The sequence below is a fragment of the Pseudomonas sp. RP-B7 genome (assembly GCF_059803535.1).
This window is the reverse complement of record NZ_JAPFHC010000003.1, coordinates 118,261-142,234: the sequence shown is the minus strand read 5'-3', so window position 1 is coordinate 142,234 and position 23,974 is coordinate 118,261. Positions and strand designations below refer to the sequence as shown.

Annotated in this window: 39 protein-coding genes; 13 read left to right on the top strand and 26 right to left on the bottom strand. The window is 56.8% G+C overall.

Going from position 1 to position 23,974, the window contains the following annotated elements; translation table 11 throughout:
* Nucleotides 1–7: 7 nt before the first annotated feature.
* From OPU96_RS05000 to OPU96_RS04970, 7 genes are all read right to left on the bottom strand, one after another.
* Nucleotides 8–976: a major capsid protein gene (locus OPU96_RS05000; protein WP_170045135.1), complete on the bottom strand. Its 969-nt coding sequence runs from the start codon at nucleotides 974–976 to the stop codon at nucleotides 8–10.
* Nucleotides 977–987: 11 nt separating this feature from the next.
* Nucleotides 988–1,695, bottom strand: a complete 708-nt coding sequence (locus OPU96_RS04995; protein WP_187601371.1) for a hypothetical protein — start codon at nucleotides 1,693–1,695, stop codon at nucleotides 988–990.
* 75 nt (nucleotides 1,696–1,770) lie between these two features.
* Nucleotides 1,771–2,118 carry a hypothetical protein gene (locus tag OPU96_RS04990; RefSeq protein WP_498558764.1) on the bottom strand — a complete coding sequence of 116 codons (348 nt, stop codon included), beginning with the start codon at nucleotides 2,116–2,118 and terminating at the stop codon, nucleotides 1,771–1,773.
* Nucleotides 2,119–2,145: 27 nt separating this feature from the next.
* A complete protein-coding gene (locus OPU96_RS04985) occupies nucleotides 2,146–3,231 on the bottom strand; it encodes a minor capsid protein (protein WP_489324286.1) in 1,086 nt (361 codons plus the stop codon).
* On the bottom strand, nucleotides 3,206–4,666 hold the full coding sequence (locus OPU96_RS04980) for a DUF4055 domain-containing protein (RefSeq protein ID WP_498558763.1): 1,461 nt from the start codon (nucleotides 4,664–4,666) through the stop codon (nucleotides 3,206–3,208). The genes OPU96_RS04985 and OPU96_RS04980 overlap by 26 nt, the downstream gene beginning before the upstream one ends.
* Complete coding sequence (locus OPU96_RS04975) at nucleotides 4,666–6,153, bottom strand: terminase large subunit (RefSeq protein WP_226456115.1); 1,488 nt, start codon at nucleotides 6,151–6,153, stop codon at nucleotides 4,666–4,668. Before OPU96_RS04975 ends, OPU96_RS04980 begins: the two co-directional genes overlap by 1 nt.
* 1 nt (nucleotide 6,154) lies before the next feature.
* Entirely contained in the window at nucleotides 6,155–6,754 is a 600-nt protein-coding gene (locus OPU96_RS04970; RefSeq protein ID WP_012724048.1) for a hypothetical protein, read from the bottom strand.
* Between the two features lie 93 nt (nucleotides 6,755–6,847).
* On the opposite strand from OPU96_RS04970, the gene OPU96_RS04965 reads away from it, so the two are divergent.
* Nucleotides 6,848–7,042 carry a hypothetical protein gene (locus OPU96_RS04965; RefSeq protein ID WP_498558762.1) on the top strand — a complete coding sequence of 65 codons (195 nt, stop codon included), beginning with the start codon at nucleotides 6,848–6,850 and terminating at the stop codon, nucleotides 7,040–7,042.
* Nucleotides 7,043–7,290: 248 nt separating this feature from the next.
* On the opposite strand, the gene OPU96_RS04960 is transcribed toward OPU96_RS04965, so the two are convergent.
* The 18 genes from OPU96_RS04960 to OPU96_RS04875 all read right to left on the bottom strand — a co-directional run bounded on the left by OPU96_RS04960 (nucleotide 7,291) and on the right by OPU96_RS04875 (nucleotide 16,589).
* Nucleotides 7,291–7,545, bottom strand: coding sequence for a hypothetical protein (locus OPU96_RS04960; protein WP_198792932.1), 255 nt, complete (start codon nucleotides 7,543–7,545; stop codon nucleotides 7,291–7,293).
* Nucleotides 7,542–7,733: a hypothetical protein gene (locus tag OPU96_RS04955; RefSeq protein WP_498558761.1), complete on the bottom strand. Its 192-nt coding sequence runs from the start codon at nucleotides 7,731–7,733 to the stop codon at nucleotides 7,542–7,544. Before OPU96_RS04955 ends, OPU96_RS04960 begins: the two co-directional genes overlap by 4 nt.
* The gene (locus OPU96_RS04950) at nucleotides 7,733–7,963 is read right to left on the bottom strand and encodes an Acb2/Tad1 domain-containing protein (RefSeq protein WP_498558760.1); all 231 of its coding nucleotides are present in this window, start codon (nucleotides 7,961–7,963) and stop codon (nucleotides 7,733–7,735) included. The genes OPU96_RS04955 and OPU96_RS04950 overlap by 1 nt, the downstream gene beginning before the upstream one ends.
* A 62-nt stretch (nucleotides 7,964–8,025) precedes the next feature.
* Nucleotides 8,026–8,520: a hypothetical protein gene (locus OPU96_RS04945; RefSeq protein WP_498558759.1), complete on the bottom strand. Its 495-nt coding sequence runs from the start codon at nucleotides 8,518–8,520 to the stop codon at nucleotides 8,026–8,028.
* 47 nt (nucleotides 8,521–8,567) lie between these two features.
* A complete protein-coding gene (locus tag OPU96_RS04940; RefSeq protein WP_338568747.1) occupies nucleotides 8,568–8,912 on the bottom strand; it encodes a hypothetical protein in 345 nt (114 codons plus the stop codon).
* Complete coding sequence (locus OPU96_RS04935) at nucleotides 8,909–9,247, bottom strand: hypothetical protein (RefSeq protein ID WP_010211438.1); 339 nt, start codon at nucleotides 9,245–9,247, stop codon at nucleotides 8,909–8,911. Before OPU96_RS04935 ends, OPU96_RS04940 begins: the two co-directional genes overlap by 4 nt.
* A gap of 131 nt (nucleotides 9,248–9,378) precedes the next feature.
* A complete protein-coding gene (locus OPU96_RS04930) occupies nucleotides 9,379–9,678 on the bottom strand; it encodes a hypothetical protein (RefSeq protein ID WP_498558758.1) in 300 nt (99 codons plus the stop codon).
* Nucleotides 9,679–9,846: 168 nt separating this feature from the next.
* Nucleotides 9,847–10,524 carry a bacteriophage antitermination protein Q gene (locus OPU96_RS04925; RefSeq protein ID WP_498558757.1) on the bottom strand — a complete coding sequence of 226 codons (678 nt, stop codon included), beginning with the start codon at nucleotides 10,522–10,524 and terminating at the stop codon, nucleotides 9,847–9,849.
* Between the two features lie 75 nt (nucleotides 10,525–10,599).
* Nucleotides 10,600–11,232, bottom strand: a complete 633-nt coding sequence (locus OPU96_RS04920) for a hypothetical protein (protein ID WP_498558756.1) — start codon at nucleotides 11,230–11,232, stop codon at nucleotides 10,600–10,602.
* Nucleotides 11,217–11,858 carry a recombination protein NinG gene (locus tag OPU96_RS04915; RefSeq protein ID WP_498558755.1) on the bottom strand — a complete coding sequence of 214 codons (642 nt, stop codon included), beginning with the start codon at nucleotides 11,856–11,858 and terminating at the stop codon, nucleotides 11,217–11,219. Before OPU96_RS04915 ends, OPU96_RS04920 begins: the two co-directional genes overlap by 16 nt.
* A complete protein-coding gene (locus OPU96_RS04910; protein ID WP_498558754.1) occupies nucleotides 11,855–12,370 on the bottom strand; it encodes a hypothetical protein in 516 nt (171 codons plus the stop codon). The genes OPU96_RS04915 and OPU96_RS04910 overlap by 4 nt, the downstream gene beginning before the upstream one ends.
* A complete protein-coding gene (locus OPU96_RS04905; RefSeq protein ID WP_177028238.1) occupies nucleotides 12,367–12,594 on the bottom strand; it encodes a hypothetical protein in 228 nt (75 codons plus the stop codon). The genes OPU96_RS04910 and OPU96_RS04905 overlap by 4 nt, the downstream gene beginning before the upstream one ends.
* The gene (locus OPU96_RS04900; RefSeq protein WP_498558753.1) at nucleotides 12,591–13,043 is read right to left on the bottom strand and encodes a hypothetical protein; all 453 of its coding nucleotides are present in this window, start codon (nucleotides 13,041–13,043) and stop codon (nucleotides 12,591–12,593) included. Before OPU96_RS04900 ends, OPU96_RS04905 begins: the two co-directional genes overlap by 4 nt.
* The gene (locus OPU96_RS04895) at nucleotides 13,040–13,828 is read right to left on the bottom strand and encodes a hypothetical protein (RefSeq protein WP_498558752.1); all 789 of its coding nucleotides are present in this window, start codon (nucleotides 13,826–13,828) and stop codon (nucleotides 13,040–13,042) included. The genes OPU96_RS04900 and OPU96_RS04895 overlap by 4 nt, the downstream gene beginning before the upstream one ends.
* Nucleotides 13,815–14,792, bottom strand: a complete 978-nt coding sequence (locus OPU96_RS04890; RefSeq protein ID WP_498558751.1) for a phage replication protein — start codon at nucleotides 14,790–14,792, stop codon at nucleotides 13,815–13,817. The genes OPU96_RS04895 and OPU96_RS04890 overlap by 14 nt, the downstream gene beginning before the upstream one ends.
* Before the next feature lies 1 nt (nucleotide 14,793).
* Complete coding sequence (locus tag OPU96_RS04885) at nucleotides 14,794–15,618, bottom strand: BRO-N domain-containing protein (RefSeq protein ID WP_498558750.1); 825 nt, start codon at nucleotides 15,616–15,618, stop codon at nucleotides 14,794–14,796.
* 69 nt (nucleotides 15,619–15,687) lie between these two features.
* Nucleotides 15,688–16,302 (bottom strand): DUF8585 domain-containing protein, encoded by a 615-nt coding sequence (locus OPU96_RS04880; RefSeq protein ID WP_498558749.1) that lies wholly within the window; start codon nucleotides 16,300–16,302, stop codon nucleotides 15,688–15,690.
* Nucleotides 16,303–16,352: 50 nt separating this feature from the next.
* Nucleotides 16,353–16,589, bottom strand: coding sequence for a helix-turn-helix domain-containing protein (locus OPU96_RS04875; RefSeq protein ID WP_017479602.1), 237 nt, complete (start codon nucleotides 16,587–16,589; stop codon nucleotides 16,353–16,355).
* Between the two features lie 112 nt (nucleotides 16,590–16,701).
* Between OPU96_RS04875 and OPU96_RS04870 the strand changes: the two genes are divergently transcribed.
* The 10 genes from OPU96_RS04870 (at nucleotide 16,702) to OPU96_RS04825 (ending at nucleotide 22,142) form a co-directional block, all read left to right on the top strand.
* Nucleotides 16,702–17,538, top strand: a complete 837-nt coding sequence (locus OPU96_RS04870; RefSeq protein WP_498558824.1) for a S24 family peptidase — start codon at nucleotides 16,702–16,704, stop codon at nucleotides 17,536–17,538.
* A gap of 4 nt (nucleotides 17,539–17,542) precedes the next feature.
* Nucleotides 17,543–17,788, top strand: coding sequence for a hypothetical protein (locus OPU96_RS04865; protein ID WP_498558748.1), 246 nt, complete (start codon nucleotides 17,543–17,545; stop codon nucleotides 17,786–17,788).
* On the top strand, nucleotides 17,785–18,003 hold the full coding sequence (locus OPU96_RS04860; RefSeq protein WP_498558747.1) for a hypothetical protein: 219 nt from the start codon (nucleotides 17,785–17,787) through the stop codon (nucleotides 18,001–18,003). The genes OPU96_RS04865 and OPU96_RS04860 overlap by 4 nt, the downstream gene beginning before the upstream one ends.
* Before the next feature lie 115 nt (nucleotides 18,004–18,118).
* A complete protein-coding gene (locus OPU96_RS04855) occupies nucleotides 18,119–19,111 on the top strand; it encodes a hypothetical protein (protein ID WP_498558746.1) in 993 nt (330 codons plus the stop codon).
* A 3-nt stretch (nucleotides 19,112–19,114) separates the two neighbouring features.
* Nucleotides 19,115–19,681 carry a hypothetical protein gene (locus tag OPU96_RS04850; protein WP_498558745.1) on the top strand — a complete coding sequence of 189 codons (567 nt, stop codon included), beginning with the start codon at nucleotides 19,115–19,117 and terminating at the stop codon, nucleotides 19,679–19,681.
* Nucleotides 19,682–19,765: 84 nt separating this feature from the next.
* Nucleotides 19,766–20,110 carry a hypothetical protein gene (locus tag OPU96_RS04845; RefSeq protein ID WP_498558744.1) on the top strand — a complete coding sequence of 115 codons (345 nt, stop codon included), beginning with the start codon at nucleotides 19,766–19,768 and terminating at the stop codon, nucleotides 20,108–20,110.
* Between the two features lie 149 nt (nucleotides 20,111–20,259).
* Entirely contained in the window at nucleotides 20,260–20,586 is a 327-nt protein-coding gene (locus OPU96_RS04840; protein ID WP_498558823.1) for a DUF2388 domain-containing protein, read from the top strand.
* Nucleotides 20,587–20,688: 102 nt separating this feature from the next.
* Nucleotides 20,689–21,012, top strand: coding sequence for a DUF2388 domain-containing protein (locus OPU96_RS04835; protein WP_498558743.1), 324 nt, complete (start codon nucleotides 20,689–20,691; stop codon nucleotides 21,010–21,012).
* Nucleotides 21,013–21,197: 185 nt separating this feature from the next.
* Nucleotides 21,198–21,416, top strand: a complete 219-nt coding sequence (locus tag OPU96_RS04830) for a hypothetical protein (RefSeq protein WP_498558742.1) — start codon at nucleotides 21,198–21,200, stop codon at nucleotides 21,414–21,416.
* 72 nt (nucleotides 21,417–21,488) lie between these two features.
* Nucleotides 21,489–22,142, top strand: coding sequence for a tetratricopeptide repeat protein (locus tag OPU96_RS04825; protein WP_498558741.1), 654 nt, complete (start codon nucleotides 21,489–21,491; stop codon nucleotides 22,140–22,142).
* A 49-nt stretch (nucleotides 22,143–22,191) separates the two neighbouring features.
* Here OPU96_RS04825 and OPU96_RS04820 read toward each other — a convergent pair whose 3' ends face one another.
* On the bottom strand, nucleotides 22,192–22,503 hold the full coding sequence (locus tag OPU96_RS04820; RefSeq protein WP_498558740.1) for a DUF1654 domain-containing protein: 312 nt from the start codon (nucleotides 22,501–22,503) through the stop codon (nucleotides 22,192–22,194).
* A 518-nt stretch (nucleotides 22,504–23,021) separates the two neighbouring features.
* Here OPU96_RS04820 and OPU96_RS04815 point away from each other — a divergent pair.
* Nucleotides 23,022–23,264, top strand: a complete 243-nt coding sequence (locus OPU96_RS04815; protein WP_223496443.1) for a hypothetical protein — start codon at nucleotides 23,022–23,024, stop codon at nucleotides 23,262–23,264.
* A gap of 61 nt (nucleotides 23,265–23,325) precedes the next feature.
* Nucleotides 23,326–23,598: a hypothetical protein gene (locus OPU96_RS04810; protein WP_223496445.1), complete on the top strand. Its 273-nt coding sequence runs from the start codon at nucleotides 23,326–23,328 to the stop codon at nucleotides 23,596–23,598.
* Nucleotides 23,599–23,974 lie beyond the last annotated feature (376 nt).

Here is a 23,974-nt window from a genome sequence, read left to right as displayed (position 1 = left end):
GTCAGGGTTACTTGGAGGCGTCACCGATCAGAGCCACACCAGCGGTGTGCTTGATGCTGGTGGCGGTCTTGTCCCAGTTGGTACCGGTCGCCAGTTCGGCGTCGGTTGGCGACTTGCCGCCGGTGGTGGTGTCCCAGGTGTAGCCCTTCAGGCCCAGACCGAAGGTGTAGTCGGTTTGGAGCGTGGTTTCGATACGCTCCTTGCCGTTGGTGGTCTGGACGTTGCTGATGATGTCGCGGCCGTCGTGGACCAGCGCAGCGCCTTGCACCAGGGACAGGATAATTTCCTTGTTCGGGGTGCCGGCCTGCATCAACGCCGGTGCATCCGTCACGACGGAGATCTTGCCGAGGATGTCCACCACACGGACGTTGCCCGCCTGGAACAGCTGCTGCTGGTTCGCCAGGTTCTGGCCGACCAGTTTGTGGTAGCTGGTGCCCTGCATCACCTGGGTGACAAGGTTCTGGCTTGCGTCGCCGAACTTCGCATGTGCGTTGTTCAGGCCGGCGTAGGTGATGCCAGCGGTAGCCGACACATCGTTGACCGCGGCGGCCTGGGCAGTGATTGCAGCAACCAGGGCGGCGATCGCGGTGTTCAGCTGATCCTTCAGCAGGATTTCAGCGAACGCACGGCTCGCGACCTCGATGCCTTGCGCGGTTGGGCGCTCCAGCCAGGTCATCTGCGATGGCTCGTAGCGGATCGGGCCGAAGCCGCCGGCTACCTTCACCGAAGTGTTCTTCAGTTCGGTCAGGTCGGTGGCAGCGACAGCTGCGTTGGCGCTGTAACGATCAACGCGGCGCTGAGCAGCCGCCAGGGTCTGGAAGAACGACTCTTGCAGGAAGTCACCAGTGAAGCCGTCCGGGGACAGCACGATTGCGCCACGGCTTGCGGCGTTGAATGCGGCCAGGTACTGATCCAGCGTCTCGAGAGTCGCAGGCATGATGTACTGGTTGAAGACCTGCATTTGCGACAGGGACATGAGTTATTTCCTTACGATTGAGGGAGATCCGGGAACCGGCTCGCGATAGCGGCCTGTCGTTCCTCTTTGGTGCCGCCGATTTTTCCTTTTGCGGCCCCGCCGCCACCTCCAGCACCAGCGGCCCCGCCGCCAGATGCCTTGCTACCCGCGATCAACGGCGCGAAGGCCGTGTCGTTTGCGAATTCTGCTTTCAGCTCGTCCAGCGTTGCCGCCGAGAGCTTGCCCTGCTGATCGAGAACGACGACAACAGGCTTCCCGTCGCGCTGCTCGACGCTCAGACGGCGTTCGATGTGCGGCAACAGGGCTTTGGCGCTGCCTGGAATTGCCAGGGCAGACGCGATGTCAGTAGCGGTACGGCCAACGGTCAGATCCCGGATCTGAGTGCTCAGCGTTCCACGCTCCTGTTCCAGCATGCCGTTCAGCTCAGCTTCGCGGCGGTTGTACTTTTCAGACCAGGACTTCTCGAGCTCTTCGACGTTGCCTGACTTGCGAGCGGCTTCTTCACGCTCCAGTCGGGCCTGCTCTTCTGCATCCTTGCGGGCCTTCTCGGCGGCTTTCTTCTCGCCGAGCAGTTCATCAACCTTGGCCTTCAGGCCGGATACATCTTCTTGTTGCGGCAGACCTTCAATGCCGAGTACGAACTTGCCGTCCTTCTCGGTGTAAAGAGCGCGCACGGCTTCATCTACCCCTTCCAGGGTATCCAGTTGGAATTTCAGCATTGTTTGTCTCCCAGAGACGTTGATGCAGGCCCTGCCTGCGGGCATAAAAAAACCCGCGCTAGCGGGTCGGATTGCTTAATAAATTAGTATGTCAACTGCGCTGGCTGTGGCGGGATCGTAAAGATTATTGGGATAAGCAGCTCTGACCTCCCGGTGAATATCAGCAATCATTGGCGTAAGAAATTGCCGCGTATCCAATGTTTTTAGCAGGTCGGTGGAACCGGCGATAAACCAAACAATTTCCTTTAAATCCTCATCATCTAGGTTCTCGCGATTAAGTTGATCTGCAACAAAAGCCTCGATAAGTCCCTTATGAGTGAGTATTACATCTGGTTTGGTTCTTCTGTTTGCCTTCAAAATCGCCCAATACGAATGTAACAATTTCGATATTTTTTCTGGTGGAAGCTTAAATAATTTTGTCATCTGCAATCCTTAGCAATTACCAAAATACTAAAGACCCGCAGATTGAAATGCCAGAGGTTCGATAACTTTCATTTGAGCAAGTGTCAGAGGAGCAAAGTTGCGATCTAGCTGCAACTCAGAGAATCGCTCGATGCTCAGACCGCCTTCACGGAAAAGTTTCGCACGGACCGGGCCAATGGCCTTGTCCTGAAATGCCGCAGGCTGCTGCTTGAGCCAGTCGTAATAGCTGAGGTCAGCCCTAACCTGCTGGGCACCGCCTTCACCTATGGATGCCCGCGTGGCGTCCTTGGCGAACAAGGCGCTGAAGCGAGTCACCGCCACCACTGTGGAGCGACAGTTGATATGGATCGGTGGCCTGGGCCCCTCAGTCAGCCTGAACCGTTGCTTATCCAGCGTCCGGCACTGGCTGGTGGTCTTTGAATCCAGGGTGCTGACCCACTCCACCGACTGCACGACGTCGCTGTTTTCCTTGAGCGTCTCCATGCGCGCTTGGGTGGCGACGTGCTGCACTGCCGTCCGCACAATGGCGCCGGCGTTGCGGTTGGTAGTGGCCAGGATGCCGTCGTTGTACTGGAGCGCCTTGGTACCGCGAATGTTCTTGATGATCTGGAAGTTCGTCTGGCCCTCGAAGAAGCCCTGCCTGATCGCGCCAGTGAGGCGCTGCCGCTCCGTGGCGGTGAAGCCATCAATGAACGACTTGAGCAGCTTGCCGCCATCCGCACCGCGCACGCTGAGCGGATTGGTGAGGATTGCTGCCCTGATTGCCGCCGCACCTGGCACTGCCGCATCGAAGGTGACGCCCACCGGCGCCGCCCGGGTCAGGCTGGTCGCTTCAAACTCGGCCTCGTAGTTGGCGATGTCCACCAGGTCGAGGTTCAGCTTCTCGCTGTAACGGTCGAAGATACCAAGCAGCAGGCTATCGACCTCACTCAGCAGCCGCTCCAGGCGGGCGACGGTGTAATCCGTCAGGTCCGCGCGGGTCAGCCGCTCACGGATCGAGCGGTCAATCTCCTTGAGAAAAGGGGCGAACTTGGCCACCTCGCCCGACTTCAACTGCTCCAGAAACACAGCGTGCCGGATGGTGGCGTCAAGGATTGCTTGGTTTGCCGCCATTCAGGTTCGCCTCGTCGTCATCCAGGTCGGGGCCGGGATTCTCCGTTTCCAGTTCGTCGCGGATCTGGTCGTCGGTCTTCTCCGGGTCAATCACCCCACGGTCACGCAGGTACTGCCAGAAGTCACCCGCCGGCAGCTTGCCGCCCTGCACTGCGTTGAACAGTGCAACCAGAACCGTTGGGTCCAAAGTGATTTGGCTGAAGTCTTGGTTGAGTTTGTAGACCGCTTCACCGGTGGCGTTCACGAACTCGGCCATCCAGGCCAGGCACTGGCTATACGCCTCGCTGACGTTGCTCACCACCAGGGAGAGCACGCTGTGTTCGGCTGCGCTGTCGTTGTCAGCCTGGGTTGCGGTCTTTACCGCGCTACCGCGCTCGATCAACCGGGCACCGAGGGACACCATGTCTTCCTTCTTGGCGTCCATGGCCTCTTTCACCAGCGTGTTCGGCTCAGGCTGGGCGAAGCCGCACGATCCGTTGGCAGGAAGCGTCAGCGGCGCCCTGGAGCCAACATAGATGCCATTGGCTTCAAGGTGGTCGCGCCACGCTTCGTCCAGGCCGGAGATCCAGAATTGTGGCTGTCCTGAAAACCAGACCGAGTCTTCGTAGTCCGCACTGTTGCAGTAATGACCGATGTTCAGCACCGCCATGTCGTACAGCGGCGCGTCGTCGATGCTGGTGTCGTTGTTCTCGCTGCCGAGAAACTGGAAAGGGATCACGCGCCAGGGCTGGCCCAGCCCGTTCAGCGGCGTGAAGGGCGGGATAACCATCGTCGTTTCGCTAGAGCTCTCCTGCCACACCTCTTGGGTGTACACACCGGCTGGGTCTAGACGCAGCACACGGTATTGCACCACCTTTTCGCTACCGAAACCGTCATCGGTATCAACGTCCACCGATTCCTGCAGCACCACCAGGCTCAGCAGGTGCTGACCACCAACCTTGCGCGTCTTCCAGTTCCTGATCGCCTCAGCTGGATAGCTCGCAACACTCGCACGGGCGCGACCGGCCTGTTCGTCAGCCTTGCTCACCGTACCGGCCTGCACCGCGGCGTAGTCCACCAGCAAGCCGTGCCGACCAACCTCAAGCAGATGCCCGATGACCGACTGCGACTGCTGATAAACGCTCACGCCCTGCCCGTCGATGTCCGTGGCGACGTAATCCAGTGCACCGGGGACCGTCAGCGTTGGCCAGGTACGAAACACCGCACCAACCAGGCTGTGTTTCGTGCGCCCCGTGGCGTTGTAGTACACGGCCCGCTGCTTGTACGACTTGTACCGTTCAAGATTCTCAGGGCTGGTGTCGTGCTTGTTGGGCCTGGGCAGATAAACATCGCCGCGCCCCTTTACCGTCTCGGAGCCCTTGCACACGTCGCGCACCAGCCGCCAACGGGACTGTGCCGCGTCGTACTCCGGGCGGGTGTATGTGACGTCTGCCATTAGCGTGCGAATCCCATTTTGATTGATTTGACCGGCTTCTTCGCGCTCTTGGCGACAGCGAAGTACCGGAATGCGTCGGAGCCGTGAGACGTCCAGTCATGCAGCGGCTTGTCTTTCCAGCAGCCCTTCTTGTCGTCCCACTCCTTGCGATAGTTCTCGAGGCAGGCAATGCCCTCTTCGCACTTCGATTCGTCGAAGGCGCACTTGGATAGAATTTCCCGAGCCTGCTCGATGCCGTCGTCCACCCCGATTTTCGGGACGACCTGGAACGTCATCCGATAAACCTGCCCGTCGATTTCGTAACCTTCTCGGGCAATGTCCTTGCGCGTCTTCGCATCACTGCCGAACTCACGGTTCTCGATGTCGTGCGGCCCCCAGTGCTCGGAATAGGTGTAACCCTTGTCCTTGAGCACCTTCATGTAATGCCGCAGGCCTTCGCCTGAGTTCTCGTAGTAATCGATGACGTGGTACTGCTCGCCAACCTGGCGCACGAACCAAATGGCGGTGGAGTCGCTCACGCCGATGTCCCAAATGGTCATCACCGGCAGGTGGCTGTTGTCGGGCAGAGTGCCGATGCGCTGAGCGGCATACAGCTTGGTGAACTGCTGGGCGTAGTAAGCACCCTCGACCGACTGCTGGAAGGCTTCGACGGGGATCGACGGGTACTCCCGCTTCATGTCGTCGCCGAGTGTCTTCTCCTTGGCCGCATACCAGGCGCGCTGGCCCGGGCTGGTGTCGATACCATGCTTGGCGAACAACTCGTTGAAGTAGTCGGTCAGGCGCTGCGGCAGCACCACGTCGGTCGAGTTAAGGCTGTAGGCCTTGTTGTTCCACCAACTGAAGAAAAAGAACTTCCAGTCGAGCAGGCCAAGCGGAACACCGGCTAGTTGCTGGCGCTCTGCTGACTGACTGTAATCAAAGAAATACCCGGCCCGGCCTTCTGCCGTCGACTCGATGGTGACGAAACACTCAGCAGCGACAGCCTCGAAGGCGCCGGTGACGATCTCCCGCGCCTTGTGCGGAAACTTGGCGCAGATCTTTCCGAACTCGGATACGTGCAGGTAGCGCAGCGTGCCGCCACGGAACGAGGTACTGACGTACAGCGAACCGCCCTTGCTAAACACCAACTCACCGGCGGCGTCATTTCGTGCTGGGTTGGCAGCGCGAAGCTCTTTCGGCAGGTTGTCGTAGGCGTATTTGACCTTTTCCCTGAAAAGTCGCTTGGCATCGTTCAATGTGTGAGCGATCAAGGCGCACTTGGCAGCCTCGAACAGCGCCGCATCCAGCTGGACGATGCACACCAGCGTCGTGAAGCCAAGCTGACGCGCCTTCAGGATGATGTTACGGGTATGCATCCCCTGAAAGTAATCAATCTGCTCCTGCGTCATGCGGAAGCGAACCTTCTTACCCTGCTTGTCGGTGATGAAGTAGAGATTATTCAGTCGCCAGAACCGATCCCGAAGCAGTTTCATGTGCTCGGGCTTCATATCAGGCGTCCTGTGTTAATTCATCCATCATCTTCGAGATCTCGTCGGCGTCGTCCGTCTTCTCCTTCTCGTCCAGGCTGAATGCCTGACGCTCCAGAACTTGCAGGTTCTTCATTGCAGAGGAAAGCTGGAACAGGGTTTTGGAATTGCTGGGTAGCGCGACAGCAGCGAGCATCGAGGCCCGGCGCATGCCGTTATTGTCCTCGTCAGTCTCGTCGATGATCGCGTCTTCGATCTCTTCGCGCCGCTGGATGGTATTGAGCAGGTCATCCATCAGCAGGTTCGCAAGGTTCGTCGCCTTGCGAATGTCTCGGCGATGGCTGCGAACCACTCGAGCGCCTTCCTCTGCGGCCTCTTCGATGATCTCGGCGTCAAGTTCGCAGTTCGCGCCTTGGTCGTTGCGAACCTCTCCGCGAACCAGCTTGCTGCGAACCTCTTTGCGCACCTGGTCGGAAAGGTCTCTCGCCCATCCTTGAACCTTGGCTTTCTTTCGAATTGCCGTGTCGCTGACACCTTGGCGTTCGGCGATAGTTCTGATGGAAAGCGAACCAGCCCGGTAGGCGCGTTCGATTGCCTCCCAGTCGGGTTGCTTGGTTGTCATAAATTGTCTCAGCTAAGCCCAAAGGCAGGATTGAAATAATGGCGCGTTGCCGGTATTGGTAATAATTCACCCATCCAGCACAGGGAAGAAGCAATGGAACCGAGATACAAGGTAAAACGCCGAATTTCCGTAGAAATTGGCGGATCAAAAGACGGCCTGAGAACATCCACTTCCTCTCCGCCGGGCTTCTCCGTTTACGACACAAAGGAAAAGAAGAGCCTGCCGGAGTTCTATTCCTCGCAGCAAGACGCTGAAAACCAATGCGACCGTTTAAATAAGGATGAATGAATGCTGAATCTCGAACGAACTACCAGAAAGCTTCTGAGCATTCAGAAGGCCATCCATACGGATCCTTCCGGCCAAGAGGTTTTCGTCGGTTTAAGCCCAGAAGAATCAAAAAGATATGTTGAGCTATGGCACGAAGCGACCGATGAGCTAATAGACCTGCATCGAAAGCATGCGATAGCGCACTCTGGCATAGAAGACTTGTAGTCTGGCTACAGCAATCCGGTGTACCGCACTCACCTGCGGCACACCTACCCTTCCCCGTTATCCAGAAGGACATCAATCAGCTTCTGCTCACCCAACCGCATCGCGCCAAGGCATTGCAGGTCATCGCACTTGGGACCGAGACCGAACACCGTGACCTCCCCCTTAGCGCCGATCAGCGTCAAGGCACCCACGGTGCATTCAGGATGCTCACCCGCGTCGAGGTCATCGGCAATCTTGCGCAGGGTCTTGGCCGCGTCGCGCCAGTCCTCCCGCTTGAACTCCAGAACCTTGACAGTCATTCGATCACCATTTGGTGCGTCTGTGCGTGAGCGTGGCCTTGAAGCAGGCTGACTATCAGACCCTGGGGGAGCCCGGCTTCCTTGGCGGCGTCCACGGCATCGGCAATTGCCTTATCGAGAGCGCCGACCGCAGCGTTGATGTCCGGGCTCATTGGCAGGACGTACCGAAGGCGGGTTACGTTGCCCATCAGCTGAATGGATCAGCAGGTTTGGCGATGGAGCGCACGAACCACATGAAGCCCTGTTGCAGGTTGGTCTTTGCCAACGCCAACAGGCGTGGGTCAACGCCTTCAATCTGGCCGATCTGCTTGAACAGTTCGCCGGTGCCTGCTTCGAGCGCCTTGATGGAATTCATGCCATCGATCTCGGATTGAGTCAGGTCACGGTAACCGGTGATTTTCTTGTGCTGATTTTCCATGGGCGGATCCTCATGATTGCGCGCCACGATTTGGCGCATTCGAAAACGTGGCGCGGATTGACTCAATCCTTCAGCGGCCCGTCAGTCATCGCGACCACGCCAAGGCCGGCCACGGTAACCAGGTAGACATCCCAGCCAATACGATTATCGCGTCCATAGGGCCTTACCGAAACGTTTTGACCTTCTTGGATGCCATGGACCGCTAGATAATTCATGACCGCCTTGGCCGTAGGCTCGATCTGCTCAACCGTCTCCATCGAGCCCGCAAGGCTTCCTCTGTGCATCTTGATCTTCAATGTTTTATCGGACTGATCAATCCGCGACCCTGAGATGACTTCGCCGAGCGTCAAGCCATAGCGGCTGCGCTGAGATTTGATCCCGGCGGCGATGTCCTTGGCGACCATCCCGTCAGCAACGTCATCGGCGATGTGCCCATTGGCGAACTCACCAATGACACTCGATGCGGAGCCAGCCCGAGAACCGTCTTGATTCGACGCGACTTCGTAGCGGGTCACGACATAGCGGGTCACTGGGCGAACTTGGTATTCAGTACTCATAAAGCCTCCGGCCTGCGCACAGGCTGATTGTGGGTGAGCCATTTCTGTTACTTGCCCCGGCGCTCGACACCACCTGGCGCCTTGTCACAGTGCAGGCAGTGCTCGCAGTTCAGCGTTCGGCATAACCAGACCTTCACCCGCTGCCAGTACGTGACCATGAAGATGTGGCGGGCACCCGCCAGGGCAAGAGAGACATGCAGCGTCAGTCCAGCACTGGTCGGGCCGAAGAAGATGTTCTGGCTGCGCGCCATAACGACGAAGCCGCTGATGGCGATAGCCGAGTAGATCAGCTTCCCGAGAATGCCGTCCCTCACCTTCCCGCTCAGTACGCACCAGGCTGCCCACAACGCGATAAGGCCGCAGGCAATGGAGTTGATCAGTTCAAGATTCATGGTGGATTGCCTCCCCCGAACCGCTGGCGAATAAGCGCCCAGAGGTCAGCGGCTTTGATGGCTCGGTTGATTGCTGCCAGGAGCGAACCGCCGAACGTGCCAAGGAGAAAACCAATCCCGGCGACGATCTTGGGCTCGGTGACATTCAGATAGGCGCTGACCATGCTCGTCAGGTACAGCGAGCAGGCAACCCCCGTGATCAAGAACACCATCCAGGCGCGCCAGTCGGACAAGTCGTCCTTGTGCCACCAGCTCGCAACAACAGCCCCAATCAGGCCCGCAATCAACAATTCGAACCTGTCGATCTTGTCGAGCAGGCGCTGTAAATACTCCATGCGCTCGACTCCGTGGGGCATGTTTGAAATAGGTCAGCCCCGGCAGCACTCCCTGCTCAGTGCGAAAGGTGTGGCGGGGCCGAAAACAAAAAGCCCAGCTCGATGGCTGGGCTCGTTGAATAGCAGTGAATTCAGATCAACGGCTTTGAGCCTGGTGGATCCTGATCTTTCAAATCGGCATCTTTTAGCTTTCTTTCCAGCAACACCTTTAATGAGGACTGTGGCTGAGGCTTTTCACCCGCAACCAGCTGTAATTCGATTTTAGCGACCGCCTTAGCTGCTGCCATAACTGATGCATAAACGCCAAATAATCTGCCTTGGTAAAAAACCACCCAGACGGTGACAAGTTTAGGGTCTAAATTTTGCGCGACTTTCCGCCATTCTGGACTTAAGTCGTCTACATGAAACTTCGCCATTCCTAAATCAAACATGTGTCCATCTCCTTGATCATGGAGGCGAGATGTTGAGGTAAATTCAAGCCGAAGGACACTACTCAATAAAAAACCCGGCGCTTGGCCGGGTTCAGGGTCTCGTGTGCGTTTCGCGTTACTTGTGCACTATGGGAAAAGTACGCGCAAAACCCCGTCATGTCAATATGATTATGCCGCCTCTTGATCTTTTTCCGAGTGGATCACCTGCCATAGAGGTTGCTGAGCCTGAATATCCACTTCCTTTATCACGACTTTCAGGGATTCCCACAGGTCCAGCCAGTCGCGCGTCCAGTTCTTCGGGTCGATGGTGACGCCGAAGAACGCACTCATCTCGGCAGCCACACGCGCCGGCCCCCACTCGGCAGCACCGGCGACCTCCCCTTTGTACGATTGCAGGGCCAGGGTGACCAGGTACTGAGCCTTCACGCGCTTCGCTGAGGTCAGGTGAGGCAGTGCGGCCTTCGCGGTGACCAGCAACACCGCGTTCAGCAGGTGCTTCATGTTCATCGCCGGGTGGTACAGGTAGTGCCCGAACTGCTGCACCTGGAACGGAAGCGTGTCGATGGCGCGCAGTACTTTGCCGATGGTCGCCAGGTGCGCAGCGCGGGCAGTGGATCGGCCAACCGGTGTGCGGCGCGTCTCGCTGATGCTGATCTTCTGGCGAACGGCCTGGATGCGCTCTTCCTTGTCGTCACCGATAGCAGCAAACACCACCTCGTGCCGACGCATGCGGGCGCCCTTCTTGATCGGTGCCGATTCGGCCTTATCGATTGCCACAGCGCTGATCGACGCGTTCGATTCGTGCTGCGCCTCAGTCCATACCTGCCTTGCGTTGATCAGCTTCATGCGGCTTCCCCTTTTTTCAGTTCTCTGGTTTTTGCCCGGTATTCGGCCTTGATGGCCTTGATCTCTTCCATGTCTCTAGGCCCTCAAGTGCGGCAGGTCGTGAGCTGCCAAGTAATCGTTGCGCGCTTTAACTGCGTCCTTGATGTCCTTGAAGCGGCCGAGGTGTATTTGCTTTTTCTGCCACTGGACCTTTGCCGACCACCTGCCTCGATCCCAAGAAACCCCGACATGGCCGCTGGTGTTCTTGTCGGTCAGGCGACGATTTGCCGCCTGGACGTTGTAATCGGCGTACCGGCAGTTCCCCGGCTCATAACCCTTCGAGGGCTGGATTCGGTCAAGCGTCAGGTCATCGGTGTAGCCATTGGCAAGCGACCACTGCATGAATGGCTCGAAGCTCATCCACTCTTCACAGAGCGTCACGCCGTGGTACTTCTGGATTTCAGAACCGCGAGGCTTCAGGCAGCGGCGCTTCATGTTCGCCCACGTCACATGCAGTCGGCTGTTCGAGTTATTGAGGCCGTGGGTTGAGCGCTTTTGGCCACCGCGCTTGTTGGCACAAGGGATACAAAGCCCGGTCATGACCTTTGCTCGCTCAGTGCGCGTCTCAAACTCACCAAGGCAATCCAGGCACTGGAACACCCCGATAGATCGCCGGCCACCGGCGCGAATTTCGGTGAATTTCCGCAGAAGAATCACATCGCTGCACATGAGCCGAACCCCTCGTATCGTTTTTCAAGGCGCTTTGCCTTCTTCGTGAATACCGACTTCAAGCGCTTCAGATATAGGATTTCATGGCGGACCAGATCCTGATTGCACTCCAGCCATGCAACCTTTTCGGCGCCGATCTTCTCGACCAGGCGAGGCCGGTAAACCATGATGTTTCCGCTCAGGTGGGAATTGCACTGAGAGCAGGACTTATTCATGTTCCAGAGGTTGAAGCGGAGGTGTGCTGCGGCGCCGACGCTGCGGAAGTGCGAGCAGTGCCATTGACCACCCCAGCTCGCCGGCTTGTCACAGCTGATGCAGCCCAGATGAGCGTCACGTAAGCGGACATACCGGTTGATGACCGCCTGGGCATCTTTGGCGTGATCCGCTCTTGTCTTCAGCTTCTCCTTGCGGACCTTGATGTCGCGGCGCCCTACTTCGGCCAGAGCCTTACCGGCGATCGCTCGCCCCTTCTCCGACTTGCCGTGTGCAATGGCGCACTCAATCTCCCCGCAAACCGCCTGCGATTCGCGCGCTTTCGTGAACATCACACGGCACTCTGGGCAGCGCTTGCGACGTGGGCCACCGGACGTGATCGGGGTCTTGCGTTGCAGTGGAGTACGCTTCATGCAGCCTCCTTGAATGCTTCGAATTCGGCCATCTCGGTCAGGCGCTCTTCGGTGAGCGTCGGCCAGTCATGCAGCACCAGGTACGCGCAGCACTGGCGCCAGAAGTCTTGGAATGTCTCCTCCCCCATCGAGTCGTAGGAAAGGCTGCGGGGTGTCTTGCGGGTGAGCTGGCCCAGCCCAGGGATGTCGAACAGCTCCTCGTCGCAATACACACCCGACTCCAGTTGGAGGGCCTTGATCGCGTCATGGGAATGCTTGCCAGAGAACCGGTCGATGTTCTGACTCAGCACCCGGCCCAGGCCGTGGACCAAACCATTGAACCGTGGATTGCGCGGCTGTTTGAGGTCCGCACGGATCTTCGCGTTCATCTTGAATTCACGCTCGCGAAGGATCGACCGATCGGCGTCGGAGGACGGCACGAACGCTGCCACCTCTTTGCCGGTGGCCGGATCGACCAGGCGGCGCAGCACCAGGTAAACAGGCGTCGGACGGGGTTTGGCCGGCTTGGTCATGGCTTCACTCCCGTCGTCTTGCTCACCTTCCCTTCCGCCTCAAGCTGACGCATGGTCGCGCGCAAGGTTTTCAGGTCCCAGTAGAACTGCAGGTATTTGCCGAGCAGGTTGATTTTTGCGTTAAGAACCACAGCGACGACTATCAGCATCATCAGCACTAAAAGGGAGCCGCCCACCAACATGGAACCGTAGCCGAGCCACAAAGCGATTGAATCCAGGGTCATGACTGCTCTCCCTTGCCCATGGCGGCGTCGAGCAGTGCGTCCAGGTCTTCGCCGGTCATCCCTGTCGCGTGCGGGCCGATCCACTCCACGACCTCGATGTAGCCGCTACGAGCCTCGCGCAACCACTGATACCGCGCGGCATTCTTGCGCAGCACCGCCAGTTCTTCGGCGAAGCCCGGCCCCTTCAGGCGATCAAGCTCATCCTGAACGCCCTTCAGCGACAATTCATGCACGTTGCGCTCAGCCTCGATGCTGAGGCGCCAGGATTGAATATCGGACCGCAGCGCCTCGTTCTCGGCCAGCAGCTGCAGCGCCACCTCCTCCACGGTCTTCTCGCCGAGGAATTCACCAAGCACTTCAGCGTTCTGCTTCCACTCACTGCAGTCAGCCTTCCAAGAAGCGACTTCACTCCACAGCAGTTTCTGAAGCTTCTGCTTGTCGATGGTCATGCTCGAGCCTCCAATTCCTGGGCCTGCTTGATCAGCAGCGCCCGGCGATCCGCCAACTCGTTGGCCGCTTCAATGCGCATTTCGGTTTTTCGTTCGGCACTGGCCTTGCGCATTTCCAGCATGGAGTTTTTGACCAGTTCCAGCTTCTGGCGCAGAACTGGCGCAGGCTGGGTGACGGCACCGGTGAGCAAACCGGCAATGGCGCGGCCATCCTCGGTAACTGGAACAATGCTCAGGTCAGCCAAATACTTCTGGCCGCGCTCTTGGGGAATGCGTTTCAGCTCCAACGCCTTGGTGACGGCCTGGATTCGGCGGTTGGAGTCGAAGCCCACGGACACGTGCCAGTTGACCGGTTTCGCATCCTCGCGGGCCTGGCCCACGAACCTTTGGTAGGCGTCGATGAACGCCATGCGGGCGCCGACTTTATCGCCGCCATCCAAGATTGGTTTCGCAGCGGCCAGGGCCAGTTGGATTTCATCGGTCAGCACCACGGTTTCAAATTCGTCGTTGGTGGTCATGGCGATAGCCCAGGCCTCATCCTTGCCGGGACGGCCGTCGGAGGACTGGACGCGCTGCAGGATGTCAGCCATTGCCAGCTTGCCCTTCACCTCGAAGCGGCAGGCCTTCAGCGCGGCTTTGACGACCGGCACCGGATAGGCGCAAAGGTCTTCGGCCATCATTGCGGCAGTGCCTGGGTTCATTTCCTGGCCCATGGCCTCGGCGGTGGCACAGATGGCGGCGGCCAGCCCGGCAACCTGCTGGTCGTTCATTTCAGAGGTATTCATTGCGGTCACCTGCTTGGCGTTTGGCCAGAACCATCTGGGCGGCCTGTTCTGCTGCGGAGTGGTTCGCTTCTGTCCGTTCCATCTGGCGGGCGGTCGTGCCGTTGATGCGCTGCCCGGTCACCCACTGGGTGTGATAGCTCTCGGCGTTGGCCAGCAGCTCGTTGAGGCTGTGGCACTTGCGCAGCACAGCGGCATCGCTAGTTTTCAGGAAGTGGGCAGCGACGTGGTGGGCGACGTCGGCGCCGAGACGGTCTACCAACTGTCCGAGCTGGCCACCGACCTTGGCATTCCACACAGGCCAGGCACTGTAGCGCTTGCGGTAAGCCATGGCGTAGTTCGCCCAGACCTTGAAGGTTTTGCAGGCCTGGTCTTTGGGGCCAGGCATGTCGGCGGGAATCTCGACCCGTGGAGTGTCGGTGCGATCAACCACCAGCACCAAGCCGCGGGACTGAGCCGGCTTGCCGGTGGCGTCCTGCAAGTTCTGACTGGTGTCCTGATTGGTATCCTGATGATTGGTATCCTGATTTGTCGGAGATTTATCCGACCCTTGCCCGGATTTTTTTCCGACCTTGCTCGGAGATTTGTCCGAGGTAGATCGGATATTTTTCCGATCTTTGTTTTTTGGTGGGGTCGGATATTTTTCCGATCCGTCCAGCTTCTGATTCCACTCGACGGCCTTCTCGGTCAAGCGAAAAAGCGTGATGTTCGACGTGCTGGAAAGCTCAATCAAACCGGCCTCTTCTAGGGCCTTCAGCATGCGGTAAGCGGTGTCCGGCTTATCAGTGAGCAGCGGCAGCTCCTCGATGATCTTGGCCTTGCTCAGCGCGAAGAAGATCCCGTCATCAGTCTTGATTGGCTTGGTCCAGCTCGGGCAGCCGTAGACGAAGGCGAACAGCAGGGCCTGCTGAGAATTCAGCCCCCACTCCAGCGCCTTCACCTGGTTAATCGTGACGGTGTATTGCATGTCAGGCCTTCCCGACCTTAGCGGCCAATTCAAGGAAGCGGTCCACGTACCAATGAGGCTGCGTCTCGCGGGGGCATTGAGGGCTGGTGAGGTTCTTGCCGTAGGCCAGGCCCTTCTCGGTCACGGACCAGAAGTCGACCATTTCCTGCTTGGAGTTTTTGCGCTGCAGGACCTTGAGGAAGCCATGGGCCTCAAGTGCAAGGTTGAAGGCGCGGGCTGTGCTGGCGATGGCGTGATCTTTGATAAGGGCGGTGATTGCCTTGGTAGGCATCGAAGATCCGCCAGCGGCATCTGTCGCGGCGTCCACGGCATAACCTGGGAGGAATTTAGCGTCCAGGCCGTTGTTGGAAGCGATCTTGGCCAGCATCATCATCTTGCTGGAGTTCGCAGGCTTCAGCAGACGGTCGAAGCACTCCAGAATGGCGAGCTCGCCGATGATCTTGGGGTTGCTCGGCAGTGCGCGGGCGCGCTCACGATCCTCAAGCGCCGTCATGCGATCGAACACCAATGCCTGAAGCTCGTAGCTGTACGACATGGCGATCAGACAGGCTTCGCGCTTGGGGAACACAAAGCACTTTTGTACGCGGCTACGGACATCAAGGTAATCGGCTGAAAATTTAGCCGATTGATCGGCGCCAAGAACACGTGGCACTTTGGCGATCAGGTTCTTGTGCGTCAGGGTCGGCTGGCTTTTCTCGCGCTTGGAGTTGATGAAGTCAACCAGCTCAAGGCTGGACATGGAAACTCCGCGCGCCACGTTTTCAGATTGCGAAAAACGTGGCGCGAGATTGTTGGGACTATTGATCGATTCTGTGTGTTGGTGCATGATTCGCTCCAGTTGTTTACCGCTGTAGAAAAAGCCGACCTCGTACGTCGGCTTTTTTGTGCCTGAAATTCAGGCGATGGATTTCAATGGCCGCGCCCCGGCGAGCAACTGCTCCGCACGACGCCCCAACTCCCCCGCCTTCGCTTCAACCTGACGGCATTGCTTGGCGAACGCCGGCAAATGCGGCAGATCCAGTTCGCACATCACCTGGTCGTCAAACACTTCGCTGCCGGTATCGATCACATCGCCGAGCGCACGGATCAGCGCGCCGAAGCTTTTGTTCGCACATTGGTCGCTGATCATCTGCCGAGCACCGGTCAAGCCGTGGCGGCTCGCCAGCTCGTTCAGGCAGTGATCGCGGTATTCAGGCTCTAGGGCGTTGACCCACGACTCTTCCAGCCAGGAAGGCATCTCCTGGTCACCGGACAGCCAGCGCTGAACACGTTTGAGCCAGCGGCCGGTCGCCTTCACGAACTCATTCACGTCGCCGGTCAGCTCAGCAGAGTTGAAGTCCGGGACGTCTTTCTTCTTGGCGCGATCAGGGATCGACAGGTACAGCTCACGGCTCAGCGCCTGGGCGAAGTCGTCCTGGCTCAGGCTGGTGCGTGCGATCTGGTTTGCAGCGTGGGCGACCAGCACCTGATCACGGGTTTGTACGGTGTGTCTGGAACTGGACGTTTGCATGGGGACTGCTCTCTTCTAATCTGGCTTCAATGGAACGGCGGACAGGGATGTCAGGCGGCGCCGCGTAGGACTTTGTGCGCCAGGTCGAGAAGATCCGGTCGCAAACCTGCGATGGTGATCTCTCCACCTGATGCGTCCTGAAGGCGCTCTGCCAGGTCGGCCGAGGCTTTTCGGTGACCGCCTGCCAGCTGCCACAGGTGCCCTACCGTCGTCTTGGCAGCAGCAGCCACTGACTGGCGCCGTTCGTTTGAAGCGCTGGCGAGCCAGTCACGCAGATGGTCATTCATGGGATCTCTCCTTAAACATAGGAGAAATTTAGCTTATGGCTAATATATCAGCAAGGAATATTTAGCTTTGAGCACATTTAGCATTGAGCTAAACGCTGGCATTCTTGCTCGCATGGATATTTATGCGATTCGCAAGCAGAAACTGATCAGCCTCATAGGAACCCAGCGGAAAGGCGCGTGCGCCGAGCGCTGGGGGATGGCCCCTGCGCACCTGAGTCAGATTTTGTCGGACAAGACTGCGAAGAATTTGGGAGACGACGTAGCGCGGAGAATTGAGGCGATCGAGAAGCTACCCAGAGGTTGGTTCGATTCCATCTCTCTGGGCGAGTCGATGACTCTGGGCGACGATCAGATATCGGGCGACGAACCAGGTGAGGCTTCAGCGCAGACCGCAGCGGACCAGATAAAGCAGATGCTTTCGAGGGTCAAAGGATTAACTAGCACCGCTCGTGACCGGATCATCGCGGCGGCTGACGAGACAAGCAACGTCATTACCGTCGACTTCTCTCGCCCCGGCCAGGTTGGCGATGAGGTGTGGATTGCCCACTATGACGTGCGCGCAGCGATGGGCGGCGGGCAGATCCCGCACGAATTCCCAGAGATGCTTCAGGACATACGGGTCAGCCCAAAACATCTGCGCGAGATGGGCGTCACTTTCAAAGAACACTTCCACCTCAAGATGATCACCGGCTGGGGACAGTCGATGGCCCCGACGATCAAGGATCGCGACCCCCTGCTCGTGGACATCACGATCCGGGAGTTCACAGGAGATGGCATCTACCTGTTCTCGCACGACGACATGCTGTACGTGAAGCGCTTGCAGAAGAAAGGTAAGGACCGCTTCAAGATGATTTCGGACAACAAGCACCACGACCCCGAGGACATACGAGTGGATGACACCCACATCCTGGCTCGGGTGCTTTACGTGTGGAATGGACAACCGGTGTAACGCCATGCCCCTGACCAAACCCAACCAGCAGCTACGCCGCGATCTGAAAGAGGCTACGGCCCTGCTCAAGTGGTCAGGCGTCGATCTGCTTGTCTTTGCCAAGCGCCTTCTGGCGGCAGGTGATGAGCAAGGCGCCAACGATCTGATGAAGATCGCCTTCTCCTTTCAGGAAACCGAGGACAGGCTGGCGGGGTATGCGGATGAGGTGAAGGACGGCCGGATAATTCGGACTGCGGAACAGCGGAAATGACTGCATGGCGCGAGCAGAGCTTCTGGAGCAAGGTTGGGGTCATTGCCTGGCTGGCGCTGCTTATGATGATCCCCGGATACTCCGACGCAGTTGGTCTTAGCTGGGGTTCATCCGGCCGCAAGCGAGTCTTCAGCCCTGGCTTCGTTGTGCTCTGCACTATCGTGGCGGTGGTTGAGCTGATAGCGCTGAACCACTTCTATGGCCTGCGAGGATGAGGTAAAAGAAGAGGCATGCACGGGTGGAAAGGCCCATCGGCGATCATATTGATGAAAATAGCACTTTAATAGAACTCTAATAATCACTGCTGACAATTGTAACAACGGAGATGCCATGCACAGGACTGCGACATTTTACGACTTGAAAATATCGGCAATGGGGATCTCTAGAGCTGCAGCAAATCCGGCTTGCTTTGACGCCACACCAAAAACACTCAGAGAGCTTCATAGCGATATTAGCCTTCTTTTTACCAGCGGGGATAAGATAGTAAAAAAGGGAAGAACAGACACCTCCGCTAAATTATACCTTTCTGACTTACAGCTTAAAGGCGACAAGTTAATCCTACTAATCAACAGAAGCGACCCTAGTGCGCCTGATGCAGTCTCCAGCGACCCCGACCTCAAGAGTAGAGTTGTCCATTCAAAACCCCCAGGCCACGGCGGCGACTATTCAGCTCATGTTATACTAGATTTAAACCCTGTAAAGGGTGACAATTATTATCTTTGCGTTATCGAAACAGTGTTTGGTTCCGGCTTGCACGCAAGCAGCATTAGCGACTACATTAGATTTCTTTTCCGCGCATGTAAGAAACAATTCCCTGCCCAATACATGATCCCAAATGCTAACGGATCCAGAGACTCGAAGGGCAATCCCGCCTTGGTTCATTTGCTTCATCATATTGAGTTCCAGGGACACCCTTCGGCCGAATTCGAGAATGATTTAAACGGTGGTACGCTTTCTTCAATACAACTTCTAAGCTTTTCGGAGGAAGGGGCGACTTGGGACGACAGCGGTGCGGTCAAGGAAAGACTTCGCACAATTGAGTTAAAACCAGAGCCTGGGTTGATAGCCTCAATATCATCGTCGGTGAGGCAAATCAGAAACAAAATCATCAAGAAAAACGTTGAATATAAACAAATGCGTCTACGCTTCAAGAACGTCGACGGCGAGCCAAGAGAAGCTACAATATCGGCCGACTCGGGAAAGCTGATAGATAACGACAAGTACATTAAGCGACACACAATTACGGCACCTCTAGTAAATACTAATAGCTTTGATAAGGCCAACAACTTTATAATCAAGGAAGTTCTAGCGCTCATGGAGTGAAAAATGTTAATAGGTCAGCTACTAAAGCCGTTTGGCTATTTGGCAATCAAACACCCATATAAATGGGTGGTAGATTGGCTTTATCCATTACTCCTCTCACTTATAACAATCACACTTATAATCAGCCTATCTTCCGCCAAATCACTTCTATCGCCCGGCGGAATGATCTCAATGATTCTTTCATTCGTGCAATCGCTGCCTGGATTTTACATAGCCGCATTAGCAGCTATAGCAACATTCGGAAGATTGGATATTGATGATATTTTACCGGAGCCAACACCAAAAGTAGTTGTTAAGCTCAGAGGGCTGGAAAACACGATAGACCTAACTAGACGTCGCTTCCTTGCTATGTTATTTGCTTTCCTTACAGGAGAGAGCATTGCGATAGTCTTTTTTTGCATTGCTCTACTTTCGTTCGGGCCGGCAATTGATGACTTCACTTATAGCCAAGCGCCTATTGGTCACTACTTGATAGTTGTAGCATTGTTTTTCTTTTTTACTTCGGTTTATCAGATGCTCCTCGCTACGTTCTGGGGCCTTTACTATCTTGGTTATAAGCTACAAGAATGATACAGGCCCGGCCCAGTGCCGGGCTTCTTGTATCTGGCATCTGAACTGATAAAATCTTCGCCCCTCTCGAACGGACTCGTTTTCATGCGCCTATCCTCGATCCCACTGGCCTTCTGCGCCATCTTCACCTGCATTTCCTTCACCGCCCAAGCCGAAACCCAAAAAGAGAGAGACCTCCACTGCGCGGCCTACTACGAAGTGCTTTCAGTAGCTGGTGACCAGCCAGACATAAGCCGCAGTCAGTCCTCAAGAGCCTCCTATGTACTATTGGTGCATGCTGGCTATACCCCGGAGGCTCAGGAAGAAGTTGCGCAAAAAATGGTGGAATTGCACAAAGAGACACCAGGGCGGATGACGCCAGCTAGCACTGCCAAGCTGCGTGAAAAATACGACGCCGAATGCAAAGTCCTTCTGAAGGCCGCCATGTGAAGATCCTGGTACTTGTGAGAGCTGTTACCCTGGCGGTAGCAGCATAAGCAGCCATCATCGAGCCCGGCCCTGCGCCGGACTTCTTGTATCTGGCGAACGCTCTGCTCTGCTATTGTGGCGCCCTCTTGATGCAATGGAAGCAAAGAAGAATGGACTCATGGAAGACTCTGGCGATCGCACTGCTGGCATCGGTCAGCACGCAGGCCGTATCAGGTGATGGCGCCAACCCTATCGCTGCCGCGATATTTCTCACAATCTCCGCGCCAACTATTTTAGTTGGATTCACCACGTCTCTCACGACCGAGCCGCCAAAGGTTTTCAAGTCAGCTAAGACCGACGCCCTGGCCTTCATTGGTTCAGACGGCGAGATTCGCGGCGCGGAGTTTGAGCAGGCTTCCAGATACTACCAGTCGACCCATCCTTCTCCGCTCATGTCAGACATGCAACTGGCGCAGGCTATAGCGACCTCGTTCTGATGTCGACCTAGAGCTACCCGCAGTTCCGGCCCCCTAGTCTCCCCGCAGCAACCCAATCTGGTGGTGTGGCGCCCTACTCTAAATGCAATGGAAGCACCAAAAATGTACTCATGGAAGCTTGTAGCTGCAGCCCTCATCGTATCGATCAGCGCTCATGCCTCTGAGGGGTCCGATGACTCCTATAATAACTCGATGCTATCAGTGCTAATGGCTCCAACCTACACCGTTGCGGGAACCACCGGGCTTACTATGCTTGCATCGAACAACTTCAAGCCAGCAAAGGCTGACGCGCTCGCCTTTATTGGCTCAAACGGTGACATACGCGGTGCCCAATTTGAACAGGCGGTGCGCTTCTACCGTACGACTTATGCACCACCGTTGATGAATGATCATCAACTCGCCTTAGCAATCGCGACTTCATTCTGAGCTCGACCTTCAAACTAACCGCCGCACCATACCTTTCGTTTCGGCGACATCCTTTTCACCTGGTATTTACAAGAGCGGGGCCAAACTCCCTCTACTCCTTTGAAGAATTCCCTTTAGGTCCGCCCACAAGCGGGCTTTTTTTTGCCTGCTGCTACGCTTTCCATGCCCTCTATGGAGACAGAGTCATGCCCTCCCCCGAATACTCCCTTACAAACACCCTGGAACGCATTTATGAGAACCAACTCGCCCTAGAAGCTGCGCTGATGGAGTTGACGCTGTTCGTCGAAAGCCAAGGCCATGCCAAGGTCGGCGAGAATGTGCGCGGCGCCCTTGAGGCGATCGGGGAGAATGCCGGGCATATCAAGCAGGGCTTGGCCAAGCTGAAGTCGCATGGGCAAGATTGAACGCCCTCCACCCAAATGGTGGCTGTACGCCACGAATGGTAAAGTGCGGGCTTTCATATGGAGAGCTTAGGGATGAAGGCTTCAATTATTACGGGCACTATTGCCGTTCTCGTCGCGGCTGGCTGTTGGTTTGGATGGGGCGCATACCAGAGCCACCAAGAGAGCGGTCGAGCATTAAGTGCAGTTCAGGCGTCAACAGCTTTATTTGAGAGGCAGATTTCTGCTCGGAATGAGGACGGCATAACCCTTGCCGAGTACTCGAGTCGCGCATCCGGCACCTTGGAGTCACTGGATAAAGAGGCTGGCAAACTGGCCTCGGCGGACTGGTCTCACCGCCCTGCCGACAGAGATGTGGCGCTCGCATTCATTGAAGGGTGCAAGGCAATGACAAGGCTTGCTTCCGCTAGAGTCCGCCTTATGGTGGAGGAGAGTAACGCCCAAGAGGCATATGATCGCGCAACCAAGGAACTCCACGAGGCCTCATCTTCAGAAAGGGAGTGGAAGCATAAAAGGTTCGCCTCTGCTTCAGATGATCTGATAGCCACGCTTCAGAAGAAGATCGACGAATCGAAGGAAGCAAAAGGGAAAATAGAGAAGTTTCTTGCCGCTGATGATGCCGTAAAAACTGCCTTTGGCGAGAACAAAGGGCTCTCCAAGCCCGTAGCCGAAGACTTCAGGAAAAGCATCTCACCGTCACCACCTAAAGGGGATGATGCGAAAAGCTAGACATTAGATAGAGATTAGAGCCCGCCACTGAGCGGGCTTTTTGTGTCTGTCAGAAAGGCGCCGCCTCTTCTTCTGGCTCAAACTCGACCTCTGCCCTCCCGGCTTCGTCGACTTCCTGCTGCTCCCACCTAACCGTCACGCTGCCATCGTCATTGAGTGTCAGCTCAAGCTCGTCGGTTTCGGCGATTACGCTCAGCACTTCTTCCCATTCCCGATCACCGTCCGTGTCCAGGCGATGGATGGTCACCCAGCGCTGCGCCTGCGCCACGGGGTGGTTGATCATCGATGAGACGCGCAGCCCCAGCCGCTCCATGCCGCTCATTTCCTGCCGTACTGCCGCTGCCGCCTGCTGATTCGCCATGAAATTCCCTCCATTTTAAATACTGTATATACATACAGCTTATCGAAAATCATAGCTCACTGCTAAGTGCCGCGTAAAGCGCATATAGAGCCCACCTGCCGGCAGAGAGTCGTCGCAGGCCTCAAGATTGTTTTCGCCCATCGCTAAATATTTAGCTTGGAGCTATTGACGATATTTTAGCTTGAGGCTAAATTAACTACATCGCAGCGACACACAGCCACTGCGAAGGGCATCCGCCCACCGCTCTTTGGTTTCACCCCTTGCCGGATCACCACCGGCCCAGATTCAAAGGCAGCGATGAACCGGCCTAAACGGTTCAGAGGGTTGGCAACTGACCCGGGCGTGCAGCGTAAAGCGCCAAGAACAGTTATCCAGCGGGAGAACAAGCCGAAAGGCCCGCGGCTGGAGTGACATTTGATTCAAGCCGGTGACCGACGCCAGTAGCGGGCCACGGCGGAAAGCATCACTGAGCCGCCTTCTCGCGAGGGCTGCTTGGGATGACAACCGAGGAATGGGCGATGAGCAATTTAGTTTTCGAAGCAAGCGATGAGCTGGTCAACGAGGCAGCCGCATCGTGCGCCAGGCTGCTGGAGAAGTGGTTCGGCGGTATCGACGAGGCAATTGCGGCGCTCGAAGCCGACCAGGCTAATTTGGCGGATCTCGCGCTGCGCAGCCACATCAAGCAGCGCAAGGCTATGACGGTCAGCGCGCACATGAACATCCAGGGCTTCAGCCGTGAAGTTTTCGGCCAGGTCGCATGAAGATTTCACTGGCAGGCCTCCGCAAGAGGGCCTGACGGGAAATCAACCCGGAGACAGCAGCATGCAAATCAATCAGCAGAAAACGGTGCAGGTCGACGTGACTGAGCTGCACCTGCACATCAAGGTCCGCGACGGGTTCGCTGCTGGCCTGAAAGACGCCCAGGGCGAAGAGGTCGGCAGCTATGAAGGCTATGTGCCGGACTTCTTCCCAGGCCAGCACTACGGCGACTACCTGATCCTGAACATCGACCTGGAGACAGGCCAGATCAAGAACTGGCAGAAGCCGGCCGCCGCCGACATCGAAAAGATGATCGAAGCGGAAGCGGAAGACTGAACAACCAGCGCCACGACAGCCTGTCGTTAACTGCCCGAGACCCTGGTACTCCCCAGCACCAGGCTGCATCGGAGTGTGATCTGAGTACGCCAGCCAGCGCGACAGCGAAGGCAGACAAACGTCATGCAGGTCACACCCAGATGCAGATTCGACAGGTGGCCACTGCCTTCCCAGTGAGCGAACGTTAGGAGTAACCGCCATGAAGTAAATCAACGATACACCCGCGTGGCGTAGCAAGCCTGAAGGCTTCGCCCAACACCCTAACAGGCAGCTGAAAGCAGGGCCGACGATGTGACCGCGCATCAGCTGAAAGGTAGGCCCAACCCAAACGAAGAAGAACACCGCAGGCGAGTCCGAGGGCATAGCTGGCCAGACT

What these genes read in the sequence shown, in the direction of transcription:
- OPU96_RS05000 (WP_170045135.1), bottom strand. Translation starts at nt 976, where the DNA reads ATGTCCCTGTCGCAAATGCAGGTCTTCAACCAGTACATCATGCCTGCG.
- OPU96_RS04995 (WP_187601371.1), bottom strand. Translation starts at nt 1,695, where the DNA reads ATGCTGAAATTCCAACTGGATACCCTGGAAGGGGTAGATGAAGCCGTG.
- OPU96_RS04990 (WP_498558764.1), bottom strand. Translation starts at nt 2,118, where the DNA reads ATGACAAAATTATTTAAGCTTCCACCAGAAAAAATATCGAAATTGTTA.
- OPU96_RS04985 (WP_489324286.1), bottom strand. Translation starts at nt 3,231, where the DNA reads ATGGCGGCAAACCAAGCAATCCTTGACGCCACCATCCGGCACGCTGTG.
- OPU96_RS04980 (WP_498558763.1), bottom strand. Translation starts at nt 4,666, where the DNA reads ATGGCAGACGTCACATACACCCGCCCGGAGTACGACGCGGCACAGTCC.
- OPU96_RS04975 (WP_226456115.1), bottom strand. Translation starts at nt 6,153, where the DNA reads ATGAAGCCCGAGCACATGAAACTGCTTCGGGATCGGTTCTGGCGACTG.
- OPU96_RS04970 (WP_012724048.1), bottom strand. Translation starts at nt 6,754, where the DNA reads ATGACAACCAAGCAACCCGACTGGGAGGCAATCGAACGCGCCTACCGG.
- OPU96_RS04965 (WP_498558762.1), top strand. Translation starts at nt 6,848, where the DNA reads ATGGAACCGAGATACAAGGTAAAACGCCGAATTTCCGTAGAAATTGGC.
- OPU96_RS04960 (WP_198792932.1), bottom strand. Translation starts at nt 7,545, where the DNA reads ATGACTGTCAAGGTTCTGGAGTTCAAGCGGGAGGACTGGCGCGACGCG.
- OPU96_RS04955 (WP_498558761.1), bottom strand. Translation starts at nt 7,733, where the DNA reads ATGGGCAACGTAACCCGCCTTCGGTACGTCCTGCCAATGAGCCCGGAC.
- OPU96_RS04950 (WP_498558760.1), bottom strand. Translation starts at nt 7,963, where the DNA reads ATGGAAAATCAGCACAAGAAAATCACCGGTTACCGTGACCTGACTCAA.
- OPU96_RS04945 (WP_498558759.1), bottom strand. Translation starts at nt 8,520, where the DNA reads ATGAGTACTGAATACCAAGTTCGCCCAGTGACCCGCTATGTCGTGACC.
- OPU96_RS04940 (WP_338568747.1), bottom strand. Translation starts at nt 8,912, where the DNA reads ATGAATCTTGAACTGATCAACTCCATTGCCTGCGGCCTTATCGCGTTG.
- OPU96_RS04935 (WP_010211438.1), bottom strand. Translation starts at nt 9,247, where the DNA reads ATGGAGTATTTACAGCGCCTGCTCGACAAGATCGACAGGTTCGAATTG.
- OPU96_RS04930 (WP_498558758.1), bottom strand. Translation starts at nt 9,678, where the DNA reads ATGTTTGATTTAGGAATGGCGAAGTTTCATGTAGACGACTTAAGTCCA.
- OPU96_RS04925 (WP_498558757.1), bottom strand. Translation starts at nt 10,524, where the DNA reads ATGAAGCTGATCAACGCAAGGCAGGTATGGACTGAGGCGCAGCACGAA.
- OPU96_RS04920 (WP_498558756.1), bottom strand. Translation starts at nt 11,232, where the DNA reads ATGTGCAGCGATGTGATTCTTCTGCGGAAATTCACCGAAATTCGCGCC.
- OPU96_RS04915 (WP_498558755.1), bottom strand. Translation starts at nt 11,858, where the DNA reads ATGAAGCGTACTCCACTGCAACGCAAGACCCCGATCACGTCCGGTGGC.
- OPU96_RS04910 (WP_498558754.1), bottom strand. Translation starts at nt 12,370, where the DNA reads ATGACCAAGCCGGCCAAACCCCGTCCGACGCCTGTTTACCTGGTGCTG.
- OPU96_RS04905 (WP_177028238.1), bottom strand. Translation starts at nt 12,594, where the DNA reads ATGACCCTGGATTCAATCGCTTTGTGGCTCGGCTACGGTTCCATGTTG.
- OPU96_RS04900 (WP_498558753.1), bottom strand. Translation starts at nt 13,043, where the DNA reads ATGACCATCGACAAGCAGAAGCTTCAGAAACTGCTGTGGAGTGAAGTC.
- OPU96_RS04895 (WP_498558752.1), bottom strand. Translation starts at nt 13,828, where the DNA reads ATGAATACCTCTGAAATGAACGACCAGCAGGTTGCCGGGCTGGCCGCC.
- OPU96_RS04890 (WP_498558751.1), bottom strand. Translation starts at nt 14,792, where the DNA reads ATGCAATACACCGTCACGATTAACCAGGTGAAGGCGCTGGAGTGGGGG.
- OPU96_RS04885 (WP_498558750.1), bottom strand. Translation starts at nt 15,618, where the DNA reads ATGCACCAACACACAGAATCGATCAATAGTCCCAACAATCTCGCGCCA.
- OPU96_RS04880 (WP_498558749.1), bottom strand. Translation starts at nt 16,302, where the DNA reads ATGCAAACGTCCAGTTCCAGACACACCGTACAAACCCGTGATCAGGTG.
- OPU96_RS04875 (WP_017479602.1), bottom strand. Translation starts at nt 16,589, where the DNA reads ATGAATGACCATCTGCGTGACTGGCTCGCCAGCGCTTCAAACGAACGG.
- OPU96_RS04870 (WP_498558824.1), top strand. Translation starts at nt 16,702, where the DNA reads ATGGATATTTATGCGATTCGCAAGCAGAAACTGATCAGCCTCATAGGA.
- OPU96_RS04865 (WP_498558748.1), top strand. Translation starts at nt 17,543, where the DNA reads ATGCCCCTGACCAAACCCAACCAGCAGCTACGCCGCGATCTGAAAGAG.
- OPU96_RS04860 (WP_498558747.1), top strand. Translation starts at nt 17,785, where the DNA reads ATGACTGCATGGCGCGAGCAGAGCTTCTGGAGCAAGGTTGGGGTCATT.
- OPU96_RS04855 (WP_498558746.1), top strand. Translation starts at nt 18,119, where the DNA reads ATGCACAGGACTGCGACATTTTACGACTTGAAAATATCGGCAATGGGG.
- OPU96_RS04850 (WP_498558745.1), top strand. Translation starts at nt 19,115, where the DNA reads ATGTTAATAGGTCAGCTACTAAAGCCGTTTGGCTATTTGGCAATCAAA.
- OPU96_RS04845 (WP_498558744.1), top strand. Translation starts at nt 19,766, where the DNA reads ATGCGCCTATCCTCGATCCCACTGGCCTTCTGCGCCATCTTCACCTGC.
- OPU96_RS04840 (WP_498558823.1), top strand. Translation starts at nt 20,260, where the DNA reads ATGGACTCATGGAAGACTCTGGCGATCGCACTGCTGGCATCGGTCAGC.
- OPU96_RS04835 (WP_498558743.1), top strand. Translation starts at nt 20,689, where the DNA reads ATGTACTCATGGAAGCTTGTAGCTGCAGCCCTCATCGTATCGATCAGC.
- OPU96_RS04830 (WP_498558742.1), top strand. Translation starts at nt 21,198, where the DNA reads ATGCCCTCCCCCGAATACTCCCTTACAAACACCCTGGAACGCATTTAT.
- OPU96_RS04825 (WP_498558741.1), top strand. Translation starts at nt 21,489, where the DNA reads ATGAAGGCTTCAATTATTACGGGCACTATTGCCGTTCTCGTCGCGGCT.
- OPU96_RS04820 (WP_498558740.1), bottom strand. Translation starts at nt 22,503, where the DNA reads ATGGCGAATCAGCAGGCGGCAGCGGCAGTACGGCAGGAAATGAGCGGC.
- OPU96_RS04815 (WP_223496443.1), top strand. Translation starts at nt 23,022, where the DNA reads ATGAGCAATTTAGTTTTCGAAGCAAGCGATGAGCTGGTCAACGAGGCA.
- OPU96_RS04810 (WP_223496445.1), top strand. Translation starts at nt 23,326, where the DNA reads ATGCAAATCAATCAGCAGAAAACGGTGCAGGTCGACGTGACTGAGCTG.